The following is a 23,016-nucleotide window of genomic DNA, read 5'->3' on the forward strand; positions in this document are numbered from 1 at the left end:
CCTTCAATCTGCCGCTGTACCCTTTTTGCCGGATTGATGCTCGTAGTTCCGGATCAGCATCCCCGTTGCCTTTCTCATGCCAAGCCCGGCGTAGAAATCTTGAAGTTCCGTATCGCACAGCAGATCGATCATATAGATATCTTTCAGCTTGTCCAGCATTCGCTGGGTCAGCTCTTTTCCAATACCCCGGTTTTGATAGGAGGGCACGACCTCCAGCAAAGGAATATAGGCCGTCAGTACCCGGTCGGACAGCGCTGTAATGAATCCGACGACGTGATTGGTATGTTCATCAATTGCCAGTATGATATGAGTAGCATTTTGAAGAATCCGGTCGAAGGTTGCGGTAGAAGGCGGATTCGGCCATCCGTCGAAGAAGCCGTCCGCAAAGGACGCTTCGGTGATATTTTGCATATGTTCCTGATAAATGATCATGAGATATACCTGTCCTTAATAGAGATTGCCATTATGATCAGAAATTAGCTGGCTTAATACGAATTATATGAAAAAACAAAGGATACGGGAAGATACATACATTATTGTCCGAACCGCCGCATCGCAGATAGAATATCTATCATCGAAGACCGCCCTATTCATGAACCGGGTGAAGCTGCTGTTATTTATCACCCTTTCCCGCGTTTTTTGGGAGGTGGAAACAATGATTATAACCATTCTTAAGATAGCATTGCAGACGCAAAGGCTGATATGATGAATTAGATAAAAATGGAATATGAACGGCATTGAAATGGGCATCTTTTAAAAATAACATTTTATCGGGGATGTGGTTGCGTGTTTGACGATGCGATTGCTGCAATAGAGGAGTACCGCACGAAGGTAGCCAGCGTACTGGCTATGGAAGTATTTTTCCGCAAGGAACAGGGAGCGTGGAAGCTGTACAGACAGCATATGGAGAAATATGCGGACGTCTAAAACAGGCATACTGCAACTCCCCACTATGAAGTTGAGGTGATGTCAAATGGAAATTAACATGAAAATAGAAGAATGGATCATCGAGGCGGATATCCGCCGTATGCAGGCTGCGATGGAAGCGGGCGAGACGAGCTCCGAGGAGCTGGTTCGGGTCTATTTGGAGCGGATTGGTCGTTATGACGGAAAGCTGAGATCCATCATTGAGATTAACCCGGAAGCGATAAGCATCGCCAGGGCGCTGGACGACGAGCGATATGAAAAAGGAAGCCGGGGACCACTTCACGGCATTCCTCTGCTCCTGAAGGACAATATCGATACCCATGATGCATTGCATACCAGTGCGGGAACACTGGCCTTGGCGGAGCATGTAGCGGAGCAGGATTCGTTCGTCGCTGCGCAGCTGCGGAGTGCAGGCGCCGTATTCCTTGGTAAGGCCAATATGACGGAATGGGCCAACTTCATGGCAGACGGAATGTGGGCCGGATACAGTACACGGCGGGGGCTTTGCCTAAATCCCTATGGTCCGGGAGAGCTGTTCATCGGCGGCTCCAGTTCAGGCTCAGGAGCGGCCGTGGCTGCCAACCTTGCAGCCGCAGCGATTGGTACGGAAACCTCCGGCTCCATCATCGGCCCGGCCAGTCAGAACATGCTGGTGGGCATCAAGCCAACAGTCGGTCTGGTCAGCCGTTCGGGAATTATACCGATTACCCATACTCAGGATACCGCTGGACCGATGGCCAGATCCGTTACCGATGCAGCGATTATGCTGGGTGCCATGACGGGAGTGGATGAACGGGATGAAGTCACAAAAACGAGTCAAGGACATTTTCTAACCGATTATACGCCCTTTCTGGATGCTTCGTTTCTGAAGCAGGCGCGGATCGGGATCCCGCGGTTCTATTACAGTCAGCTGGACCCTGACCGGATGCAGATTCTGGAGGCTGCCATTGAAGTGCTCCGCAGCGAGGGAGCAGCCATCATCGATCCGGTAGAACTGCCATGCCAGGAAACAGATTGGAACTGGAGCGTTCTGCGCTATGAATTCAAAAAAGGGGTGAATGACTATTTGGCCCCATTGCCGGAAAACATCCCTGTCCATACGTTGGCAGAGGTTATCGCTTTTAACAACGAACATGCTGAGCAATGCCTGAAATACGGACAAAATGTGCTGGAGGCATCCGAGTCGACCAGCGGAACGCTGACCGAGCCGGAATATGTGGACACGATCCGCGTGAATGAAGAAATGTCACGGGCACAAGGCATCGATTATGCGCTTGAGAAATATAACCTCGATGCGCTGCTGTTCCTGGGCTGTGAGGAAGGCGATGATATCGCGGCCAGAGCCGGATATCCTGTCATTACCGTGCCGGGCGGCATTGCGCAGGATGGGGTTATTGCTCCCGGCGGCTATATCACCAAAGGCCCGCAGGGTATCACGTTCATCGGTACTGCTTACAGTGAACCTACACTGATCAAGATCGCTTACGGATACGAGCAGGCCACGAAGCACAGAGTGCCGCCGGAGATGGGCATGCTTGCAGGAGAATAAGCAGTCCGCAGCTTGGATAAGCCGTGAATTTTGGTTGCATCTATTTTGCAAAAGCAGCATCAATATCCGCCTGCTGCAGATGACCGGATTTCACATCATTCATGCTTATGGCGGATGGAAAAAGGAGCCGTTAACCTCTGCCAGTCCGGAAATGATCTTCATATGCCGGAAGGCGGGTTAAGGCTCCTATAAGAAAAGCGGTCGTTAATTATTTGCGGCTTCTGCTTCGGACTCGGCGCAGGAACACGGAGAGTCCGGCTACTGGCGGCAGCAGCAAGGTTGCATCCATCGGCTGGTGATACCATAATCTCTGCATGATTTGGATACAGAACACCAAAATTACAATAGCACCCAAGAGCAGCATCGGATCCACGGACCGGTGCAGCACTTTTTTGAAAAATAATTTAATTCCGAAATAGGCTACAGCGAAATAAAATCCGCACATCAGTGCGATGGACAAGGCGGCTGCGATCATCATCAATGGGATTCGTCCCGATTCAATTGGGTTTATTTCCCATTATACTCTTATTGTCTTGAATCTTAAAGGCAATACTTATCCTTATATCGGATCCAATGCCAGCCCGGACAGATTGTGGCGGATTAGCTCACAAGAATCGTTAAAACGCTGCTGCTCATCCTCATTCAGCTTCAGTTCGAGCAGTTCCTGAATACCATCACTGCTGATAATCGCCGGAACGCCGGCACATACGCCGTATTGGCCGTACTCTCCGTCGAGTATGGCGGATACGGCGATTATTTTATGCTCATCATTGAGCACGGACCGTGCAATATGGGCAATCGCGCTGCCGATTCCGAAATGGGTCGAGCCTTTGCGCGTGAAAATCTCCCAGCCCGCGTCTTTCGTTTTGCGAGCAATATCCTCTAAATCAAGATGCCTGAAACGCTCCTGATGCTGGGCCAAAATATCGAGTATCGGCTTGCCGCCGATGGTCACATGCGACCAAGCCACGAACTGCGACTCCCCATGCTCGCCAAGCGCATATCCGCTTACGCTGCGCGGATCGATGGAGAAAACGTCGGAGAGCAGCGTTTTGAGGCGGGAGGAATCGATAGAAGTGCCCGAACCGATCACGCGGTGACGCGGAAATCCGGTCAGCTTCCAGATCATGTAGGTGACGACATCGACCGGGTTCGCGGCAACGATGAATATGCCGTTAAATCCGCTCTCTACGATCGGAGTCACGATTTGGCGCGTAATTTCCGCGGCCTCTGCCAGCACATCCATCCGGTTCTGCCCCGGTTTTGGATTCGCGCCAGCCGTCAGAATGACAACATCCACATCGGAACAATCCGCATAGGTACCGGCATAAACGGTGGTGCGTGTATGTGTGAAATCAATGCAATGCGACAAATCGAGAGCCTGTGCGAGCGCCCGGTCATACGTACGGTCAATCATCATGATCTCGTCGCAGATGGACTGGTTAATCATGGAGTAAGCGCAGCTGGATCCGACCATGCCGGAGCCTACGATGGCGACTCTTCTTCTTTTACGGTTCATTGTTCATCCGCTCCTTCATTCATATTTTACATGAGGATTTTATAAAAATCCCATCACGAACGAAATCAGCTGAATACGGCTGAAAACCGCCTCATACGAATAAAACCGGCAGCAACAGCTTAACCGGTTTCTGAGCGTTGTATCCCCGTTAAGCCGCCGGACTCCATGGCAGAGGCTGCGGCTGCTTTTTGCTGCGCCAAACAGGGAATCTCCCGCCTGGACCCACATATTTGAACAGGTGCGTACCGATCGAGCTTCCCAAAATCGCGATAGCCTCATGTCCGTTCACCCGTCTCAGTCCTGCATAAAGTGCGGAGCTGAAAAGGATTTCCACCATCACAAACTTGACCAGTTCAGTCCGGGTAAACACCCAGACCGTAAATTCCTTCGCTGCAAGCTTTCGCATCCGTTCCCCCTTGATTTCGTCATAAACTCCTTTTTTAGGATATAGGGGAGGGCAAATTTTAAGAACATGCGGACAGCCTCGAATTTTGTGTGGCGATCCCGACTGCTCAAGGAACCGACAAAAATGATGTGATGAAAATCACAAGGTGGGTACGGAGGCGATGGTACGCTGAAATCATCAAAGGCAAGGCTGATAGTTCGCGGAATGATCCGCTGTCAGCCGGTCAGGAGGATGGGGAGGACATGAAGAAGGCCTATACTTTTGTGGACAAAAACACCTGCATTGCCTGCGGAGCTTGCGGCGTCATCGCTCCTGATATCTTTGATTACGATGATGAGGGGCTAGCAGAGAATATATTACCCGGAGACCGCAACCTAGGCATTACGGAAGTTCCGGAAGATCAATTGGACAGCTTGGACGAAGCGGAGCACGGCTGCCCTACTGCATCCATTCACGTGGCCACATGTCCGTTCCGCCAAAAGGGACAATGAAGAAACGGGAGGAGATCTACATGGCAAGCTTTACATTCAACGATTTAAAACATATCAAGAGAACGGAGCTCGGTAACCAGGTTCCGCTGGAGCTGTTCCGCGCGATCCGTCTGATCGGGATGCATGAAGGGCTGCCGATGGGAGGGAGAAATACGACAGCCACCATTGGGCGCAAAATTGGCGAAAGCCTGCCGGCCCAAACGGTAGAGGAGCTCTTTGGATTATTTGTTGAGCTGAAAATCGGGATTCCGGCCATCATGCATCAAGATGAGCATACGATGCGGGTGGCGGTGGAGGATTGCTTTTGCGAGGGGCTGCCTGTTCAGGAGGGCAAGCTTGTATGCGATCTGGAAGGCGCGATGATGGAGGGGGCGTTAACGCGGATTTTGGGCCGCAAGGTATCGGTCAAGGAAGTGAAATGCAACGTAAACGGCGACGAACACTGCGAGTATGAGCTAAGATTTTATCAATGACTCCGAATTACATACATGGATGAAGATGAGAGATCATTAACGAGAGTTTCGTTCGCTTTGCGGGGTTATACTTGATTCGCTATATGGAGATACTGTTCATAGCAAGAGCCAGCCTAGGGCAGCTTTACACGGTGCGGGATGAATTCTGCCTCGGGTAAAGCTGCCCTTTTCAAAATGGCTTGAGGATTCAGAAAGGAAGAAGCTGCATGAACACGCGAAATCATCGGCGAGCCGCTATTCATCCCATGATCCGCCAGGCGTTTGAGATGAAGAGAATAGCCCTGCCATGGAACCGGGCGATCTGTGCGGGCCTATGTCTGGGCCTGCCCTCTTTGATCGGCCTTCTGCTGGGGCGCTTCGATTACGGCATGCTGGCGGGGACTGGGGGATTTACGTACTTATATACATTTCATGAGCCTTATGCGTTAAGAGCGAGGAAGCTTTTCTTTGTCATGCTAGGCATCGGCTTTTCCGTCTTTTGCGGCTCGCTGCTGGCTCCGTATCCGGTTCTGTCCGCGGTGGTGCTGGGATTGATCGGAGCGCTGGCGACCTTTATTTTTGGAGCGCTTAAGTTCAAAGGGCCGGCCGCTCTTTTCTTCGTTCTGAGCTTCGCGCTTGCTTCCGGTATGCCGCATGGTCCCTCCGAAGCCTTAACCCGAGGGACACTTGTTCTTTTGGGAGGGGCGCTGGCATGGCTGATCGCCATGGCGGGCTGGCTTACGAATCCGCATGGACCCGAAACCCAGGCGGTCCGCAGGTTGTATACCAATCTGGCGGATTTGCTGGATGCAGCCGGAACGGGCAAGTATAAGAAGGCGAGACATGAGACCCTGATCTCCATGGTTGAGGCGGAGTCCATTTTGGCCGGGCAGGGGAGAGTATGGCGGGAACCCGCACGGGTCTACCGTCTATTCAGGCTGTTTCACCAGGCACATGTGATCTACCAGGAAACCGATACCTGGAACTTGAGGAAGGGAGAGCCGCTGCCGCCGGCGCTGGGGCAGGTAGTCCGCAGCGTCTCCGGAGTTCTGCGCTACCGTGGAATACTGATAACGGACAGCCTGAAGCGGCTGGAGGATTCGGATCTTGAAGGGCTTCTACGCGCGGTGCGGGAAATGGCAGCGATTTTGGAGGCGGACGCCGAAGACGGCTGGGAGGACAGAAGCATAGCCGGAACGCCGGTGAAGAGTATCTTTCTCAGCGCCTTCGACAAAAATTCGCTTGTGTTTCTGCTGTCCCTAAGATTCGGTATGATCTTAATGATCGCTGCCTTGGCCGCTCATGCGTTTAATTTAAACCGCTCTTACTGGGTGCCTCTTTCCTGTGCCTCGGTTATGCTGGGTTCAACAGTCATTGCCACATTTCACCGGGCAATCCAGCGCTCTTTGGGAACGATGATTGGAATTTTAATAGCGAGCGCCATTTTATGGGCGCAGCCGGAAGGCTTTATCATTTCCGTTGCCATCATGCTCTTTACGTTTTTCGCTGAGCTGTTGATCGTTCGCAACTATGCGATCGCCATCCTGTTCGTGACGCCGAATGCGATCCTTATGGCGGAGGCGAGCTCGCACATCCACGATGTAGGGTATTTCGCCGGGACGCGGATCGTTGATGTCATTACCGGCAGTGTTATCGGCTTGATCGGTGTTCTCATCCTCGGCAGGAAATCTGCCTCAAGCCGAATTCCGTATCTGATGGGCCGGACGATCCGGAGTCAGTCCCAGCTTGCTGCCATGCTGTTCACAAAACAGAAGGCATCTTACAAGGCAGAGGACAGCCGGGAGCAGCGTTCCATGAAGACCCATCTGTCTAACCTGACTACGGTTTACGCAACGGCGCTTGGGGAAATTCCGAGAAGCGAGGAGGAGCTGCAGCGGCTGCTGCCCGTGGTGTGGGCGCTCGATCAATTCGGTTACCTGTTGAATTCCTATGCCTGGACGGCGAACCGGCCCGAACTGCCTGATCCCGAGCTTGCCCGTCTGCTGCTTGTGTTCGAGAAAATGGCCCAGTGCGCCGAACAGCAGCGGAGCATCACGCTTCCGGCTGTTCCCGAACTTGCGCTGACACCGAAAATAAGGCAGGAGCTGCTTGCGATGCAGAGCACGCTGGAGAAGAGCCTGACATAGGCAAGAAGATAGATCGGCTGTAATTAGTAAAAAGCCCCGCTCAAATGATGATTTGAGCGGGGCTTTTCTTGATTGCTTATATGATTAGTAAGCCAGTGTGAACAAAGCTTTGATGTGGGAGAGGTAACGGATGTTACTTGCTTCCTTCATCATGGTTGCTGGCAACCCTTTAAGGGAGATGTTGTTTTCGCCAACCGTAGCTACAGCATCTCTGCGTCCAAGGCTGGCCAGTGTGCCGGAGTTCACCGGATCAAAGGTTTGGGATGCCTTGTCAGTCAGGTAAGCATACAGGTTGTAGCCGATCAGCTCGCCCATTTGCCAAGCGATTTGAGCTGTTGGAGGATAAGGACGGCCCGTTGCATCAAAGACAACAGCGCTGTCACCAGCTACAAATACATCTTTATGGGATGTGGATTGCATGAATTCATTCACCGTTGCACGTCCGCGGTTAACTTCGAGGCCGGATTCTCCAACGAGTGGGTTGCCTTGAACGCCACCAGTCCATACGAAGGTGTTGGTAACGATTTTTTGACCGTCTTTCAGGTCAACGACGTTGCCTTCCACGTTCGTTACAGGAAGACCTGTCAGGAATGTTACGCCGCGGTTTTCAAGACTTGCTTTCGCGCGGTCGATAAGATGATCTGGAAGTACTGGCAGGATTTTAGGACCTGCTTCAACCAGCAGCAGTTTAACTTCGCCCGGGTCTACGCCGTATTTACGAGCCAATTTTGGCATAATGTCGGCAATTTCACCAACAAGCTCAACGCCGGTCAAGCCGCCGCCGCCGATCAGGATAGTTGCGTCAGCTGCATCTTTAGTTTGCGAATAAGCTTTAATGCGGTCTTCGATGTGCTGGTGGATGCGGTTTGCATCTTCAGCGGATTTCAGAACCATGCTGTACTTATCAAGTCCTGGAATACCGAAGTATGCAGTGATGCTTCCGAGACCGACAACGAGGGCATCATAAGTGAGCTTGGAGCCGTCGGACAATTTTACTTCTTTGTTGTCTACAGAGAAAGAATCAACCTTTGCGATTTTCAGATCGATGTCTTTACCTTTGAACAGTTTGTCGAGAGGCATAGCGATTGCTTTTTCCTCGATGCTGCCTGCAGCCAGACGGTGAAGCTCGGTAATGATTTGGTGAGTCGGATATTGGTTCACCACGGTGACACGCGCTTGATCTTTGTTAAGATATTTGCGCAAGGTCATAGCAGAGAGAAGTCCGCCATATCCTGCACCCAAAATGACAATATGTTTTGACATAGTTTTTCCTCCGTCCTTACTGGTAAAATTGAGAGAATTATTGTTGTTCTTTAGAGCGTTCAGCAGAAACCTGGAGATATGCGTTCACAAAACGGAACATTTTTTGCGCTTGCGGATCTTTCAGCAATTTGAGCATACCAAAAAGACCGATCACTTCATGACTCTCTTCAGCACGGTCTTTAGCTTCGATCACGTTCGCCGCAACATTCTTAGCGGATTTGATCACTGGGGAAGCCATTTCCTGAATCGCACCTACAGTGTCACTTTTCAGTGTTTTGTCCGTAGCTACGGATTGAGCGAAGTCATAAGACTTTGTCAATACATTCACAAGCTCAGTCAGCTTTGGAAGATGGTTGACCAGAGTAGTCAAAGATTCCTGAACCTCAGGCTTGAGCAGTTGGTCCAGCAAATCATGTTGATCTTGGCTGACAGGCGTGTTTGCTTGTTCTGTCGTTGCATCAGTAATTGTTTCTGACATGTCCATTTCTCCTTTGCGTAAGCAGCAATGCTTAGTTTTATTATAAAAAAGGGCTGATAGACCCTTTTTAGGCAGAGGGGTCTATAACCTGGGGACCTTCCTCGTAACGAAAAAGGCCGAAAATCTAAATTACCACTACATATGTTAACATAATGCTCTCTAAAAGGATAATGAGGCATTTAAGAGTGATAGATCAAATTGTGAAGTTTTACACATATATACGTCTTCTTGGTCCGATATTCTCTGTTTTGCTTTATTTTTACGCCAAAAACGTGATGAAAACCACTGTGAATAGGAAAATAACAGTAATTCATCCCCTTCCGCAGTTGTCCTTCCATAGGTTCTTCAATTCATCTTGGCTGTATGCACAATGTTTAATGAAAAGAGGCCATCAAGCAGAACAGCTTAATGACCTGAATGGTTATGATGTTTTGATCACATGAAATTGATCATTGAGACGCAAAAAACCGCCCTCCGGTGCAAACCCGTGCCGGGAGCGGTTTAATGAAGTTACTTTATTTTACGACTGATGGGGCGTTTCCGGGCTGATCGGTTTGCCGTTCAGTTCGCCGGCTGCTTCGATGACTCGATACTGCTTCAGCATGAAAATTCTCCAGCGGACAATCATGCCGAATGCCAGCAGGAAGAAGAGCGCACCGGATTGCGGGATCGAGACATACTTGTCAATGACCTGATGAAGAACGGTACGGACAATGAGCAGAACGAACAGGATAACCACGAAGCTCTTGGAGCGTCTGGCAAAAACCTGTCCTTCGGAGACTTCGAATTTGGTACTGCGAATCAACGGATATGAGAATAAAAACCAGCCGACGAGAAAAGCAGCTAAGGCCCAAAGCCATGGAATCCGTGTTTGCGGCGCCACGAACATCAGGAAGCCTGTTGACATGCCAAGCGGCGGGATGAGTATTTTTTTGATGGTTACTGGTCTATCGCTGGCTTTCAAACGGACGAAAATGACCATAAGCGCCATGACCAGAGCCCCCACGGTAGATCCAATTTGAAGATATGAGGGACTAATATGAGCCAAGTTAAAGACTCCTCTCTGAAAATGATAATTAATCACGTATAACTATATTATATCACACTCATCGAGAAGTAAACTTGAACGTCATATGACATCTTTGCCTCCGTGGGAAACTTTTTTCATACCTTTCTTATCCCGCCTTTTGTTCGATGGAGATCAGCTTAAGAAGTAGATTCTGCGTGCATGCCTTTCAGAAATGTCTTCAGCACATAATGGAGGCTTTCATCCACCTGAAGATCCATCTGAAAGCCCCCATGCTGCTCAAGCGTCGCGAATCCATGCAAAAAACTGCGCAGTCCGCGGATCGCATGCAGCGTTTCCTTTTCTCCCAGCCCGTAAGGCTCCAGTATCCGCAAAAAAAGGTTCAGCAGCTCCGCTTTGACTGCCTCCAGATCCTCATGCTCCTGTGTATTTACCTTATAAAAGGCCTCATATAGGCCAGGGCGGGAACGTGCAAACTGGAGATAGGCATCGCATAAGCTGAGAATGGCATCATCGCCGGATTTGCCGATGACGGCATCACGCGTTTTCTCGACGAGAAGATGCAGGCAGTAGACAGTGAGTGCTGCCCGCAAATCCGGGAGTCCGTTCACATGATTATATAAGGAAGGGGAACGCACATTGAGCTTCTGCGCCAGAGCAGCCAGAGTAAGCGAATCCAGTCCGGATGCGTCGGCCAGCTCGGCTGCGGCAACCAGAAGCGTATGGCGGTCGAGTCCCATTTTGGCCATTGTTATTTCACCTCCCGGAAAGCCTCTTCAGCACGCTGGATCGCCCGGCTGATCGCTGCTGCAGGCTGCTCCAGCATCCGTCCGTGGCCAACAGCAAGCCAGGATGGCTGGAGCCCGGCGAGGCGGCGTGCGCTTGTCAGCGCAGCGTCCTTATTCCAGGTGGCCATCGCCGGAAAAGGGAACAGCGGCTGCATATGGCCGGATACGGCCATCCCGCCCCGGATTTGAAAGGCATCCCCGGCAATCAACACCTGGCTGCGTGTATCCAAAAACGCCATATGGCCAGGAGTATGGCCAGGGGAGGCGACAGCCAGGAGCGAACCCACACGGTCGCCGTCCTCCAGGAGATGATCGGGCTTGGTGCGTATTTTCCGGGGAACATCACCTTTGATTGGGGTTTGCAGCTCTCCCTCTTCGAGGTCGCGGCTTCCCGCCAGAAGGGCTTGATCGCGGCGCGATATATATACTTCGGCTGTTGGAATGGCGTCTTTTAACGCATCCAGGGCGCCGACATGATCACCATGTGCATGGGTAAGCAGGATGCGGGTTATGGGTTTGCCGAGGGAATCCGCAGCATTCTGTATACCCTTAAAACTGAACGGCATCCCTGCATCAATCAAGGTGAGACCCTGTTCTTCTTCAACAAGATACACGTTGACAGGAAACAGGCGGGGCATAAAGGCAAGCTGGGTAACCTGGTGAACGGTTGTTTTTTTCATTAAAATCATCCTCCCATAATTGCAAACTAATATCATTAGTATTATAACTAATGATATTAGTTAAAGCAATCTTAATTTATTATGCGAAGGCTATTTGGGCATAAACTACGAGAAAAGCGTTTTCAAAATTACATTTCCATACTATAATGGTTTTGTAAACCCTTTCATATGTCTAATCTGATTTTTGAGTCCTTCTTGCGAAGGGCTCCTTTTTTTTGTGCAAAAGTGAGAATAAAGTCGACCTGCATCCGTCTATAAGGTATAAAGATCAGATGAAGAGCAAGGAGGATCGTTATGATAGACCCATCACGGGACGTTGCGCTGGTTAGAGAGGTATTGGCCGGCGATAAGGAGAGCTTCGCGCAGCTGGTTGAAATACATAAAAATAAAATATACGGTCTGTTACGAGGAATGGGCGCGGGTCCGCAGGATGCCCAAGATTACACGCAGGAGGCTTTTTTGAAGGCCTACCGCAAGCTTGCGGGTTTTCGGGAGGAATCAAGCTTTGCTTCCTGGATGTACACCATCGCCGTGAATGTGATGAGGGATGCCGGAAGGAAAAAAAAAGCGGATCCGGCGGATGATGATGTTCTGGTCAAAGGGCAGCATCACAGCGAAACGCCGGAAGCAGCTTATCTGCGAAAGGAAACGGGCCGGGAAATGCACAAGTTATTGGAGCAGCTCCCGGATAAATACCGCATAGTCATTTTGCTGAGATATACGAATGAACTAAGTTATGAAGAAATTGCTGATATTGTCGGCGTTGATGTAGATAAAGTACGCAACCGGCTTCATCGGGCGAAAAAGTCTCTGCGTAAAAAGTTTAAGGATGAGGAGGGGATGAAACATGAGATGCTGGAAGCTTGCTCAGACAAAAGAGTACCTTCATTCTGGAAATAAACCGGATGAAGAGCTGACTTTCCATATCGAGATCTGCTCCGAGTGCCAGTCCTTGGTGCACGCAGCTGCTGAGGAAGAGCAAATATGGGCAGAGCTGCTGTTTACCGAATCCCTTCCGAACGACTTTACGCAGCAGGTGATGGCTTCCCTGGAACAAGTGGATATCGAACCTGCCAGGCCGCAGCATCCGGTTTCCGCTGTTAAGCATCTTCGCAGATCCAAGCCTTTCATGAAGAAGAGTGCACTCTGGATCGCGTCTCTTCTGATTGTGACAGCCGCCTTTACGTTGTATGCGCAGCCTTCTATCGCTGATTGGGTGAGGTCTATTTTTACGAAAGAGACAACAGACAGCGGGATCATGGATGCACGTCAGCTCGGCATTCTCCAGAACCCGCATGTGAAAGTAAGGGATAAGGGTTATACCATTGAGATTAACGAGGTTGTTGCCGATACAACGAGACTTGTCATGGGCGTTAAAATCACCGATCCGCAGGGTGAACCCGTTGTTAATCAAGTGAGCTGGACAGACCTTCGTATCCTGGATCTGGACGGTAACGAGGTAGCGCAACTTAGGGAAATAAGTGGCTCGAAATCGCTAGAGAAGTTGACGTTTGCTTTTACCCGGGAAATTCTCACGGATGAGCTGAACGTGGTAGGCCATGTGGAGGAGATCGGAAACCAGTTCTCCAAGCAGATCGTGAAGGGAAAGTGGGATTTCAAGTTCAAGGTGGATATGAAAAAGGCGAATGCACTGAATATTATCACGTCCCTGAATGAAAAGTATGTCACTCCAGACGGATTGCAAATTGAGATGGAAAAGCTGGTCCGCACGCCAAGCGGGGTACAGCTGCAATTGAGCACCTCCCTGAGCGGCGAAGCAGCGAAACGCTCTCCTGAAGACATGGAAAGCCAGCAGAAGCTGATGTTCCATTTTGAAAATGAACAGGGTGAAGATATATCGAGCGTAAACAACAGCCGGGGCGGGCATCCGGAAACCATCATTTCGCAGCAGAGTGAACTGCAATCCGGTAAACGGCACTGGACCTATACATTTAGATATCTTCCTTATGACCGACAAAAGCTTCGATTTGTATTGGACGGATACTCTATTCCGGTGAAGAGCGCCGGTTCGGTGGAGTTCGTTCCGAGCAAGCTTAAAGGTCATCCGGTGATATTTAAGGATCAGGGGGATGAGATTACATTAAGTAGTTTCATCATAGGACAGGATCCAAATCTTCAGGAACAAAAAACAGTGGGATTAATTCAAATGAAAGCGAAGTTTAAAAATGAATTTGATAAAGATGCATGGTTTGTGAGGGATCCGGATGGAAGAGAATACTTCACATCTTTCAGAGGTTCCGTTAGCATGGGCGAAATTAAGGAGGCTTCCGGAGATCCGGGCTTCATTGTGTATGAAATGACTGAACTTCCAGAAAAAGTAACCCTTATACGTACAGTGACCGATAAATGGTACTCCAACGTTAACTGGTCTTTCGAGCTGCCCAAAGGCAAGCCGATTCCCGGGCTCGAAAACGTGGATCCGGAGAGCTACTTTGGCACAGAGGCTCCATAACTCCAGCATATATATCATGAAAATATAGGAAACAGCAAAAAGAGTATCTTCGATCTGGTTTCATGCCGGTAGGAGGTACTCTTTTTCATGTGCTTATGATCTAATGATCTAAGAATTAAAATGATTTCTGTTATACCTGTCGTGCATTCTCTGTATAGTATATTTTCCGGTATACGGCCGGCGTCAGACTTTCGAATTTCTTGAAGGTTTTAATAAAATATCCGGGATCGGCAAAGCCCAGCTCGTCGCTGATCTGATTGACCGATAAATCCGTGGTCTCGAGCAGCTGCTTGGCCCACTCAATTTTCAGGCGCGGAACGAATACGGAAAAATTCTCGCCCGTCTCACGGGTGAACACACGGCTGAAATAACTCGGACTGACGTGACAAAGACTGGCCATATCCTGTAAATGGACGTTCTCATGCTTATGACGGTACAGATAGTCGAAAGCGGGCTGCAGCAGCGAATTAACCGAACGGTACTCATTCGTCTTGCTTTTTTTGATTTTCGTTTCGATCAGCGTACTGGACAGCTCGTTTTGCATGGCTTGTATATGATCATATGTCGGAGCCGCGCCGCTCATGGAAGCTGCAGCGGCGTGTTCTAACGACAGGGTTTTTTTGTACATATCGATCGTTGAATTTTTATGAATGGCTTCCTCTACAATATAGTTGCATAGATGAAACAGCATTTCGGCGATGGTCGAGACTTCCTCGTAGGACAATACAGGCAAAGAGCGATATTCAGATTCCAAGGACTTAAACTTCCGATCAGTTTCTGCATTCGGTGGGCGGGTTACAATTTGTTCAAGGGGCATATCCGTATCGCGAAGCTTGATTTGGCCCGCCATAATAGCGCCGATGTATTGATTGTCGACAATGATCGGAATGGCAATATCGACAATCCCGAAATGGCATTGGTAGACATAAGGTTTATTGGAACGGACAGCTTCGAGCCCTCCCCGTGCATCGCATTTCTGACAATAGGAGGACAGGGCGTCATCTTGTCTTACCGCCTGGCAAAAGGACTGGCAATGACTGTGCTTGGTAACCGGAACACCCTTGTAATCTACCGTGATGATCGCCATCTTGGTGACCAGGGAGAGCGAGTCCTGCAGCATATGCCATTTATCGATGTCGATGATTCGATTCAAGTCAAACCGTGAGTTCATGCTCTTCGCTCCAGACGTATTGGCGTGTGATCCACCACTTTAATGAACTTATGTGCTGTTGTAATTATACTAAAATGCTCGCTGCCAGAACAAGATAGTACAATTTTATAAGAGTTAGAACAAAAAAATACTATGGGAAAGCGCTCTAAAATGCACTTTGAGTGCCATGAATTCATCGCCAGGCCCCAAGTATAATGAACATTAGACGAAGTAGGAGGGAATTATGATGAGAAAAGCATTTATCAGTCCAAGCAAGTACGTTCAAGGGGAAAATGAATTATTGAATCTGGGATACTTTATTCAGACATACGGTGATTCCGCTCTTCTGATTGCCCATCCGGATGATGTGAAGCGGGTTCAGGATAAGCTGGATTTCACCATAAATAAATTTAATATCACGCTGGTTGAAAGCGGATTCCGCGGCGAGTGCTCCCGGCAAGAGGTACAGCGCCTGAAGGATTTGGCCCAGGAAAAGAATTGCTCCTGCACGATGGGACTCGGCGGAGGCAAAGCAATTGATACGGCCAAATGCGTTGCGGAGGGCGATGCGCTGATCATTGTTCCGACGATCGCGGCGACAGATGCGCCAACCAGCCATTCCGCGGTCATTTATACAAGTGAAGGGGCTTTTGAGGATTATGCGTACTTCAAGCAAAGCCCGAGCGTGGTCATGATCGATACGACGGTTATTGCCAATGCTCCGACCCGTTTTCTCGTGTCCGGTATGGGGGACGCCTTGTCGACCTATTTTGAAGCGAGGGCCACTTCGAGATCCTTTACGAAGGTGAATGCAGGCCTGCCCTGCGGCGTTCATGCGGGAGCTGCTCCGGTAGCCCGGGGAACCAAAGCTGCGCTCGCGCTGGCCAAGCTGTGCTACGAAACGCTGCTGGAGGATGGGGTTAACGCCAAAATAGCCTGTGACAGCAATCAGGTTACACCGGCGCTTGAGAATATTATTGAAACGAACATTTTACTGTCCGGTCTCGGTTTTGAAAGCGGAGGTCTCGCGGCTGCGCATGCGATTCATAACGGTTTGACGGCTCTGGAGGGAACCCATCATTATTTCCATGGTGAAAAGGTAGCCTTCAGCACCATTGCCCAGCTGGTTCTCGAAAATGCACCAAAGGATGAACTAAACGAAGTGCTGGAATTCTGCGCAGCCGTCGGGTTGCCAGTATCTCTTGCAGACATCGGCGTGGACAGCATGACGCAGGAGGAGCTGCTCCAGGTCGCTCAGATGGCCTGTATTCCGGAGGAATCCATCCATGCGATGCCATTCCCTGTTACAGAGGAAGCCGTTGCAGCAGCCATTGTCGTTGCTGACCAACTCGGCCGTGAATTCAAACAAAGTAAGGATGCGAACTCATGAAAAAAATCATGAATCAACCGGAGACGCTCGTCAGAGAGATGTGCAATGGCCTTGTTATGGCGCATCCGGGTCTTGAGTTTAACAGCAAGCATAAAATCATCAAGAAAAAGAATATCAATCCGCAAAAGGTCACGCTGATCAGCGGCGGAGGCAGCGGGCATGAACCGGTGCATGCGGGCTTTGTAGGCAAAGGAATGCTGGATGTGGCTGTTTGCGGAGACGTATTTGCTTCCCCATCCCAGATTCAGGTCTATCAAGCGATCCGGTCATCGGCAGGTGAAAAGGGAACCCTGTTAATTATCAAAAACTACAGCGGCGATATTATGAATTTTAAAAACGCGGCCCATCTTGCCGCCGAGGATGGCATCCAGGTTGACTATGTGAAGGTTGATGACGACATCGCCGTGGAGGACAGTCTGTATACCGTCGGGAAAAGAGGCGTGGCCGGAACGGTCCTCGTTCATAAAATCGCAGGTGCGGCCGCGGAAGCGGGCATGTCTTTGGATCAGGTCAAGGCAGCGGCTCGGAACGCCATCGACAACGTCAGAAGCATCGGGTTTGCGTTTACCTCCTGCACAGTACCTGCCAAGGGCACGCCGACCTTTGCCATTGGGGAACAGGAAATGGAGTATGGTGTCGGCATCCATGGCGAACCGGGAATCCGCCGCGAAAAGCTGATCTCTGCCGATGAGCTGGCGCGCAGAATGGTAGCGGACCTGCTGGAAAGCTTGCAGGTAAGAGGTGATAGTTCGCAGGAGGTTGCCGTCTTGGTTAACGGCTTTGGGGGTACTCCTCTCCAGGAGCGGTATCTGCTGAACAACTCTGTTATGCGGGAATTGAGCACCCGGAAGGTCACCGTCGTTAAAGTGTTCGTGGGTAATTACATGACGAGTATCGACATGGCGGGCGCATCGCTGTCCATCATGAAGCTGAATGACCAGCTGAAGCAGCTGCTGAGCGAAGAATGCGACACGCCTGCACTTGTCGTCCGTGAGCCGTTTGAGCCTGTCCATTACACGGAAGTGGTTACCGGAGAAGAAGGCCGAGGTTCTGTATCCCGCAGTGTGGTAACCCGTGAGGAAGATGCAGTGCTTCAAGGCGATAAGCTGTCGCTGAACAACATGATCTATCTGATCGATACAATGAGCGATATCATTATCGAGAATGAGATTCCGTTCTGTGAACTGGATGCCCATGCCGGCGACGGAGATTTTGGGATGAGTGTGGCCAAGGGCTTTAAGCAATTAAAGGCGGAATGGAGCGATGTAACCGATCACGCAGCGGATATGGGAGGTTTCCTGGATGCCTGCTCGCTGATCATTATGGAACATTGCGGCGGTGCTTCCGGTCCGATCTGGGGCTCGGCATTCCGCGCGGCCAGCAAATATGCAGCGGATAAAACAGAGTTGTCCGTAGCAGAAATGGCAGAGTTGATGAGTGCGGTAGTCAAAGGAATCCAGGACACGGGAGAGAGATCCTTCGGAAGAGGGGCCGTTGTTGGCGACAAGACGCTGATCGACGCACTTGTTCCTTACGCAGAAGCATGGGAAGCCGGCGCTTGTGCCGGAGCCGATCTGAAATCTGTGGGCATTCAAGCCGCTGATGCCGCTATGGAAGGCGCCAAAAAGACGGAAGCGATCGTAGCCCGGATGGGAAGAGCGGGGACGGTTGGCGAGCGAAGCATCGGTTATCCGGACGCAGGAGCCTATGCGCTGGGCGTCATATTTACCGGACTTTCGAAGGCGCTCAAATAAGGATTAGGATAAAGAAGAGACCTCATGTTCACCTGGGTGAACATGAGGTCTCTTTATTTTCAGGCAGTATTGGTATTTTTATATCATTACATGTTTACCCCATAAAATATAGAAATCAAAGGTGAGCTTAAAGGCATGCTTGGTCAGCAGCAGCTGCCGTGTCTTTTCCTCCGGTGCATGCCAGGATAAGGGAGTCATTCTCAGCATCGCTGTCAGGTGCAGCGGATTCAAATCAAGTTCGTAGCGAATGCGCAGCTGCTTCATTTCCGGAAAATGCTTGGCAAACAGGGCCGTCGTTTCTTCCGGAGCCTCCTGCGGTCCATGAGCAGACTTTCCATACAAGATCTGCCTGAATTCCTGCAAATATTCGGGTCCCGGGATGACCTTTACAAGCATTCCGTTTGCAGATAGCAATCGCTGGAATTCTCCATAGTTGGATGGGGACAATATATTCACGATGATCTGAAAGGTCTGATCCTGAAACGGGCTATGAGCCAGATCTGTCACGCACCAAATGACCGGGGAGTTTCCCTTGGAAGCCGCTGCAATACCCGGTTTGGAGAGATCTGCACCCACAGCCAGAATATCCGGATGAAGAAAACTCAGCTTTCTTTGAAGGGATGCCAAATGCGACCCTTCTCCGCAGCCGGCATCGAGAATGGACAGTGGCCGCTTGGTGGCCTGCTGCGCAATGCTTTCTGAGATCATATCGGCCAGTCCATCTAGTAACGGATCAAAATAGCCGCTGGCATGTATAAGCTTACGTGCTTCAAATAGGTCTTTATCGTACTTGGTAGGCCTTGTCTTCAGCAGAAGGTGGATATAACCCTCCTTGGATAAGTCGAAGTTGTGATTAGCTGTACATGTCAGGCTGTTTTCGCATTTCATTTTCATAGGCCGGGAACAGACTGGACAGCGGAAAATATGCTCATACTCAGCCATCAGCCGGGCGCGTACGAGTGCAATTTCTTTTTTGGACAATGTAAAACACCCCAATCATTCGTTTTGGCGAAATGAAAAAGGCGCAGATAAATAAACCCTGGTCTATGATTTCAAAAAAATAACCGGGTTATTTCAACTGCACCTTCCATTAACGCAAACGAATGAATTTGATAATCATGGGATGCTTCAGCTCCTTGCTGAAAAAGGAATTGAGGAAGTAATCTTCCTCGGTTCTATTGTAACGCAAACCCCATTCGGGATAAAATCACATGGCGAAGGTTTATCTTTCCAAGGTGAAGTCACACTAGAATGAAGATGATTAATAAGTAGGATGAACATGTCTGATGAAGAAACCGAAAGTGGCCGTGTCAGGTTGACATTACCAACTGTTAACCATATAATTACAGTATAAGGAGGAGCTAAAATGAATAGTGAATTTAACATTGCCGTCCATTGTTTAACCCTTCTTAGCTTAAAAGAGGATCATATGGCTAACAGTGAAGAGATTGCGAGAAGCGTCTGTACGCATCCTGCCCGCATTCGCAAAGTGCTTGGCCTGCTGCGCAAGCATGGGTATGTGGCAACAAAAGAAGGGGTTGGCGGAGGATATCTGCTGAATCCCGTCACAGAGAATGCGACGCTTGGAGACTTGTATCGTTTGCTTGCCCAGGGTTCCCTGAAGCCAAGCTGGTGCTCCGGCGGTGATGAGCTGCCTTGCGAGGTTGCGGCTAATATCAAGGGGATTATGGATCAAATATACAGCGGCGGGGAATCGGCGCTCGAGCGTTATCTGGACGGAATTACAATGGCGGATGTCAAACGGCAGATCGAAGAGGCAGGAACGACGGATCTGATTTAAATCGAATATGTACTTCATACAAAGCGGCGTCCTGAATTATGGAGGCTGCTTTTTTCGTTCACAATCGCCATCCAATAATAAACGGTATAGCAAAACAGACCGGGAGCAGAGTAAGCTTCCCAGTCTGTTTTTCGTTTTCTTTTAAGTCTGGCCGGGTCTGAGAAAGGTTTTAACGGCTGGAGGCTCATATGTACTAAATTGATCCAGCAGGCGGCCTGCATCCGTATCCACAAGGGCCATCGACAGATATTTTTCATGCAAAAATTGCTCATGCGCCATATGCTGAAAGAATTCCAGCAGAGGATCATAATAACCATTGATATTAAGAAATCCAAGCGGCTTGCGGTGAAGTCCAAGTTGGGCCCAGGTGAATACCTCGAAGAATTCTTCCATGGTGCCCGGTCCTCCAGGAAGGGTCATGAAGCCTTCGGCCAGCTCAGCCATTTTAGCCTTCCGCTCATGCATGGAGTCCACAATGATCAGTTCTGTTAAGTGCTTGTGGGATATTTCCCTTTTGTCCAGAAAACCGGGCATAACCCCGATGACTTGTCCGCCTCCAGCCAAGACGGCATCCGCGACAGCTCCCATCACACCTACGCTTGATCCTCCGTATACCAATGTAATCCCGCGCTGCGCCAGTTCATTGCCTAATTTCTTCGCACCTTCCGCATAAACATCGGATGCCCCAATACTGGAGCCGCAAAATACAGCTACCGATTTCACTCCGTATCTCCTCCTCGCAAGTTGTATCTCTGACTGTCGATGCCATTATATTATATCCTAGACCGGATGAAGGATGGTTAACCGAAGCACATCATTTTTTCTTTTACACGTTAAAAAAGCCCGGCTTTTGTAGGTATATTTTCAAATTTAATTCATATTGATCTTATAGGAATAATATAATATAGTTGGATTCAAGAAAGGGGTGTTCCCGGTGAAAGAAATTCCCGAGCCCTATGTGAAAGCGAATCAGATCGGAATTGTTCTGTTTGTCATATTAACCGCGGTGTTTGATCAGCCTTATCTTTTGCTGGCACTGTTGGTGATACAGGTAGTTGGACTTCTAACGGGTAAAAACCTGTTTGTGCTGCTGGCAAAGCCTTTTTTGAAAGTGAAGGGGGCGCCTACTCAGGCTCAGGAGCTTCAGCGCTTCAATAACACGCTGGCAGTGATTTTTCTGACGTTGTCCCTGCTGTCCTTTCTGATCCAGCTGCCTTTTCTAGGCTATATATTTGCCGCGATGCTGTTTCTTGCTGCTTTTGCTGCCATTTGCGGCTACTGCATCGGCTGCACGGTTTATTTTCAATACAAGCAGTTCAAAGCCAGAAGAAAGATACGCATGTAATCCAAGCTTAAACATATATCGGCACTGCCTTTCGCCCGTCCGGCGCTTGGAGTGCTTTTTTTGCTGTATTAAGGGCAATCTTCGTATTCTGTTGAAGTGGCAGCAGCAACGGGTAATGGTTTAAGAGAGAAGTAAAGATCAAGAGACAAGTTAACATTGCCGAGAGACAAGTAAACCTTTATTGTAGGAATAACGGAAAGATCTTTATTTATGACATGAAAAGCTGACGAAGGAGCGGATTTGGACATGAGTGATAACACAAGCTTGTTTTACACCGGTACGTATACCGGAGCGGATGAACAGGGGATCTTCCAATGTTCCTTGGACTTACATAGCGGGCGTATGGAGATCGTTAATAGCACGGATGGCATCGCCAATTCGTCTTTTCTGGCCATGAATGCGGACAAAGACCGGCTGTATGCGGTTAGTGAGACAGATGCAGGAGAAGTGTATGCGTATTCGGTTGATTCGGAAACAGGCGAACTGCATCTGCTGGACCGCAAGCCGACGCAAGGATCGGCTCCTTGCTACATTTCGCTAACCCAGGATGGAAGCCATGTGCTGGTTGCCAATTACACAAGCGGGCATGTGAATGCCTACTCAATTGGTGACAACGGCGAGCTTACGCCAAGCAGTTTGATTCAGCATAGCGGCAGCAGCATCAATCAAGACCGCCAGGAAGGACCACATCCGCATTCTGTATTCCAGGATCCCAAGGGTAAATACGTGCTTGTATGCGATCTGGGCTTGGATGAAGTTATCTTTTATCGCCTGGAGGAAGGCAAGCTGGTGTCGCATCATGCCGTAAAAACGGCTCCCGGAGCGGGACCCCGTCATTTCGATTTCCATCCATCGGGCCAGTGGGCTTATGGAATTAACGAGCTGGATGATACGGTGACCGTTTATGCGCTGAACACGCAGGCAGGCGATTTGAAGCTCCTGCAGACCATTTCGGCCCTTCCGGAAGGTGCTGTCCGGGGAAGCGCAAGCGCGGACATTCATGTAACGCCTTGCGGACGTTTTCTGTATGCTTCGAATCGCAGTGAAGACAGCATTGGGCTATATCATATCAACCCGTCCACGGGCATGCTGACGGCAGTAGAATGGGTGTCCACAAACGGCAAGACACCACGCAACTTCGCTATTTTCAAAGGCGGCTATTTGCTGGCTGCGAACCAGAACAGCAGTAATATCGTTTCTTTTAAAATTAATAAGGAAAACGGACGGCTGACACCAACTGGTTACGTGCTGGAGGTACCTAAGCCTGTATGTATTCTGCCAGTCGCCAAATGTAAACATTAAATCTGTAAGCCGGATTCAACAAAAAAGGCAGTCTCTGCATGATGCAGAGACTGCTTTCTTTTTGAATGGGAAGC

The 23,016-nt window shown here is 49.6% G+C and carries 25 protein-coding genes; 13 read left to right on the forward strand and 12 right to left on the reverse strand.

Going from position 1 to position 23,016, the window contains the following annotated elements:
• Window positions 1-3 precede the first annotated feature (3 nt).
• Window positions 4-432, reverse strand: a complete 429-nt coding sequence (locus E6W40_RS23390) for a GNAT family N-acetyltransferase (protein ID WP_136607957.1) — start codon at window positions 430-432, stop codon at window positions 4-6.
• A 354-nt stretch (window positions 433-786) separates the two neighbouring features.
• Between E6W40_RS23390 and E6W40_RS23395 the strand changes: the two genes are divergently transcribed.
• From E6W40_RS23395 to E6W40_RS23405, 3 genes are read left to right on the forward strand one after another with little or no spacing between them, the layout of a single operon-like run.
• Window positions 787-927: a hypothetical protein gene (locus E6W40_RS23395; protein ID WP_246073144.1), complete on the forward strand. Its 141-nt coding sequence runs from the start codon at window positions 787-789 to the stop codon at window positions 925-927.
• A gap of 46 nt (window positions 928-973) precedes the next feature.
• Window positions 974-2,476: an amidase family protein gene (locus E6W40_RS23400; protein ID WP_246073145.1), complete on the forward strand. Its 1,503-nt coding sequence runs from the start codon at window positions 974-976 to the stop codon at window positions 2,474-2,476.
• A complete protein-coding gene (locus E6W40_RS23405) occupies window positions 2,463-2,657 on the forward strand; it encodes a hypothetical protein (RefSeq protein ID WP_136607958.1) in 195 nt (64 codons plus the stop codon). The genes E6W40_RS23400 and E6W40_RS23405 overlap by 14 nt, the downstream gene beginning before the upstream one ends.
• A 27-nt stretch (window positions 2,658-2,684) precedes the next feature.
• Here the strand turns inward: E6W40_RS23405 and E6W40_RS23410 are convergent, their stop codons facing one another.
• From E6W40_RS23410 to E6W40_RS23420, 3 genes are all read right to left on the reverse strand, one after another.
• Window positions 2,685-2,954 (reverse strand): hypothetical protein, encoded by a 270-nt coding sequence (locus E6W40_RS23410; protein ID WP_136607959.1) that lies wholly within the window; start codon window positions 2,952-2,954, stop codon window positions 2,685-2,687.
• Between the two features lie 81 nt (window positions 2,955-3,035).
• On the reverse strand, window positions 3,036-3,995 hold the full coding sequence (locus E6W40_RS23415; protein WP_136607960.1) for an L-lactate dehydrogenase: 960 nt from the start codon (window positions 3,993-3,995) through the stop codon (window positions 3,036-3,038).
• A gap of 148 nt (window positions 3,996-4,143) precedes the next feature.
• Entirely contained in the window at window positions 4,144-4,401 is a 258-nt protein-coding gene (locus tag E6W40_RS23420; protein WP_136607961.1) for a hypothetical protein, read from the reverse strand.
• Between the two features lie 242 nt (window positions 4,402-4,643).
• Here E6W40_RS23420 and E6W40_RS23425 point away from each other — a divergent pair, with 242 nt between their 5' ends.
• The 3 genes from E6W40_RS23425 (at window position 4,644) to E6W40_RS23435 (ending at window position 7,491) form a co-directional block, all read left to right on the forward strand.
• On the forward strand, window positions 4,644-4,892 hold the full coding sequence (locus tag E6W40_RS23425; RefSeq protein ID WP_136608219.1) for a ferredoxin: 249 nt from the start codon (window positions 4,644-4,646) through the stop codon (window positions 4,890-4,892).
• Between the two features lie 20 nt (window positions 4,893-4,912).
• Complete coding sequence (locus E6W40_RS23430) at window positions 4,913-5,365, forward strand: V4R domain-containing protein (RefSeq protein ID WP_136607962.1); 453 nt, start codon at window positions 4,913-4,915, stop codon at window positions 5,363-5,365.
• Window positions 5,366-5,571: 206 nt separating this feature from the next.
• The gene (locus E6W40_RS23435; protein WP_136607963.1) at window positions 5,572-7,491 is read left to right on the forward strand and encodes an FUSC family protein; all 1,920 of its coding nucleotides are present in this window, start codon (window positions 5,572-5,574) and stop codon (window positions 7,489-7,491) included.
• Window positions 7,492-7,575: 84 nt separating this feature from the next.
• Here the strand turns inward: E6W40_RS23435 and E6W40_RS23440 are convergent, their stop codons facing one another.
• The 5 genes from E6W40_RS23440 to E6W40_RS23460 all read right to left on the reverse strand — a co-directional run bounded on the left by E6W40_RS23440 (window position 7,576) and on the right by E6W40_RS23460 (window position 11,727).
• Window positions 7,576-8,754 carry an NAD(P)/FAD-dependent oxidoreductase gene (locus tag E6W40_RS23440; RefSeq protein ID WP_136607964.1) on the reverse strand — a complete coding sequence of 393 codons (1,179 nt, stop codon included), beginning with the start codon at window positions 8,752-8,754 and terminating at the stop codon, window positions 7,576-7,578.
• Between the two features lie 37 nt (window positions 8,755-8,791).
• Window positions 8,792-9,232 carry a helical membrane plugin domain-containing protein gene (locus tag E6W40_RS23445; protein WP_136607965.1) on the reverse strand — a complete coding sequence of 147 codons (441 nt, stop codon included), beginning with the start codon at window positions 9,230-9,232 and terminating at the stop codon, window positions 8,792-8,794.
• Between the two features lie 520 nt (window positions 9,233-9,752).
• Entirely contained in the window at window positions 9,753-10,280 is a 528-nt protein-coding gene (locus tag E6W40_RS23450; RefSeq protein ID WP_136607966.1) for a CcdC family protein, read from the reverse strand.
• Between the two features lie 158 nt (window positions 10,281-10,438).
• Window positions 10,439-11,008 (reverse strand): TetR/AcrR family transcriptional regulator, encoded by a 570-nt coding sequence (locus E6W40_RS23455; RefSeq protein ID WP_136607967.1) that lies wholly within the window; start codon window positions 11,006-11,008, stop codon window positions 10,439-10,441.
• A gap of 2 nt (window positions 11,009-11,010) precedes the next feature.
• Entirely contained in the window at window positions 11,011-11,727 is a 717-nt protein-coding gene (locus tag E6W40_RS23460) for an MBL fold metallo-hydrolase (RefSeq protein ID WP_136607968.1), read from the reverse strand.
• A gap of 294 nt (window positions 11,728-12,021) precedes the next feature.
• On the opposite strand from E6W40_RS23460, the gene E6W40_RS23465 reads away from it, so the two are divergent.
• On the forward strand, window positions 12,022-12,627 hold the full coding sequence (locus tag E6W40_RS23465; protein ID WP_136607969.1) for an RNA polymerase sigma factor: 606 nt from the start codon (window positions 12,022-12,024) through the stop codon (window positions 12,625-12,627).
• Complete coding sequence (locus E6W40_RS23470; protein ID WP_136607970.1) at window positions 12,575-14,200, forward strand: DUF4179 domain-containing protein; 1,626 nt, start codon at window positions 12,575-12,577, stop codon at window positions 14,198-14,200. The genes E6W40_RS23465 and E6W40_RS23470 overlap by 53 nt, the downstream gene beginning before the upstream one ends.
• 130 nt (window positions 14,201-14,330) lie before the next feature.
• Here E6W40_RS23470 and E6W40_RS23475 read toward each other — a convergent pair whose 3' ends face one another.
• Window positions 14,331-15,371, reverse strand: coding sequence for a PocR ligand-binding domain-containing protein (locus tag E6W40_RS23475; RefSeq protein ID WP_136607971.1), 1,041 nt, complete (start codon window positions 15,369-15,371; stop codon window positions 14,331-14,333).
• Window positions 15,372-15,597: 226 nt separating this feature from the next.
• Between E6W40_RS23475 and E6W40_RS23480 the strand changes: the two genes are divergently transcribed.
• Together E6W40_RS23480 and dhaK are read left to right on the forward strand one after the other, a co-directional pair.
• Entirely contained in the window at window positions 15,598-16,740 is a 1,143-nt protein-coding gene (locus E6W40_RS23480) for a glycerol dehydrogenase (protein ID WP_136607972.1), read from the forward strand.
• Entirely contained in the window at window positions 16,737-18,494 is a 1,758-nt protein-coding gene (gene dhaK, locus E6W40_RS23485) for a dihydroxyacetone kinase subunit DhaK (RefSeq protein WP_136607973.1), read from the forward strand. The genes E6W40_RS23480 and dhaK overlap by 4 nt, the downstream gene beginning before the upstream one ends.
• Window positions 18,495-18,572: 78 nt before the next feature.
• Here dhaK and E6W40_RS23490 read toward each other — a convergent pair whose 3' ends face one another.
• The gene (locus E6W40_RS23490; protein WP_136607974.1) at window positions 18,573-19,475 is read right to left on the reverse strand and encodes a putative RNA methyltransferase; all 903 of its coding nucleotides are present in this window, start codon (window positions 19,473-19,475) and stop codon (window positions 18,573-18,575) included.
• A 385-nt stretch (window positions 19,476-19,860) separates the two neighbouring features.
• On the opposite strand from E6W40_RS23490, the gene E6W40_RS23495 reads away from it, so the two are divergent.
• A complete protein-coding gene (locus tag E6W40_RS23495) occupies window positions 19,861-20,295 on the forward strand; it encodes an RrF2 family transcriptional regulator (RefSeq protein ID WP_136607975.1) in 435 nt (144 codons plus the stop codon).
• A 141-nt stretch (window positions 20,296-20,436) separates the two neighbouring features.
• Here E6W40_RS23495 and E6W40_RS23500 read toward each other — a convergent pair whose 3' ends face one another.
• Window positions 20,437-21,018: an LOG family protein gene (locus tag E6W40_RS23500; protein ID WP_136607976.1), complete on the reverse strand. Its 582-nt coding sequence runs from the start codon at window positions 21,016-21,018 to the stop codon at window positions 20,437-20,439.
• A 211-nt stretch (window positions 21,019-21,229) separates the two neighbouring features.
• Here E6W40_RS23500 and E6W40_RS23505 point away from each other — a divergent pair, with 211 nt between their 5' ends.
• Both E6W40_RS23505 and E6W40_RS23510 read left to right on the forward strand, forming a co-directional pair.
• Window positions 21,230-21,640 (forward strand): DUF4395 domain-containing protein, encoded by a 411-nt coding sequence (locus tag E6W40_RS23505; RefSeq protein ID WP_136607977.1) that lies wholly within the window; start codon window positions 21,230-21,232, stop codon window positions 21,638-21,640.
• A 246-nt stretch (window positions 21,641-21,886) separates the two neighbouring features.
• Window positions 21,887-22,942, forward strand: coding sequence for a lactonase family protein (locus tag E6W40_RS23510; RefSeq protein WP_136607978.1), 1,056 nt, complete (start codon window positions 21,887-21,889; stop codon window positions 22,940-22,942).
• Window positions 22,943-23,016: the final 74 nt, after the last annotated feature.

The organism is Paenibacillus dokdonensis (assembly GCF_004916975.1).
Taxonomy (GTDB): domain Bacteria; phylum Bacillota; class Bacilli; order Paenibacillales; family Paenibacillaceae; genus Paenibacillus_AQ; species Paenibacillus_AQ dokdonensis.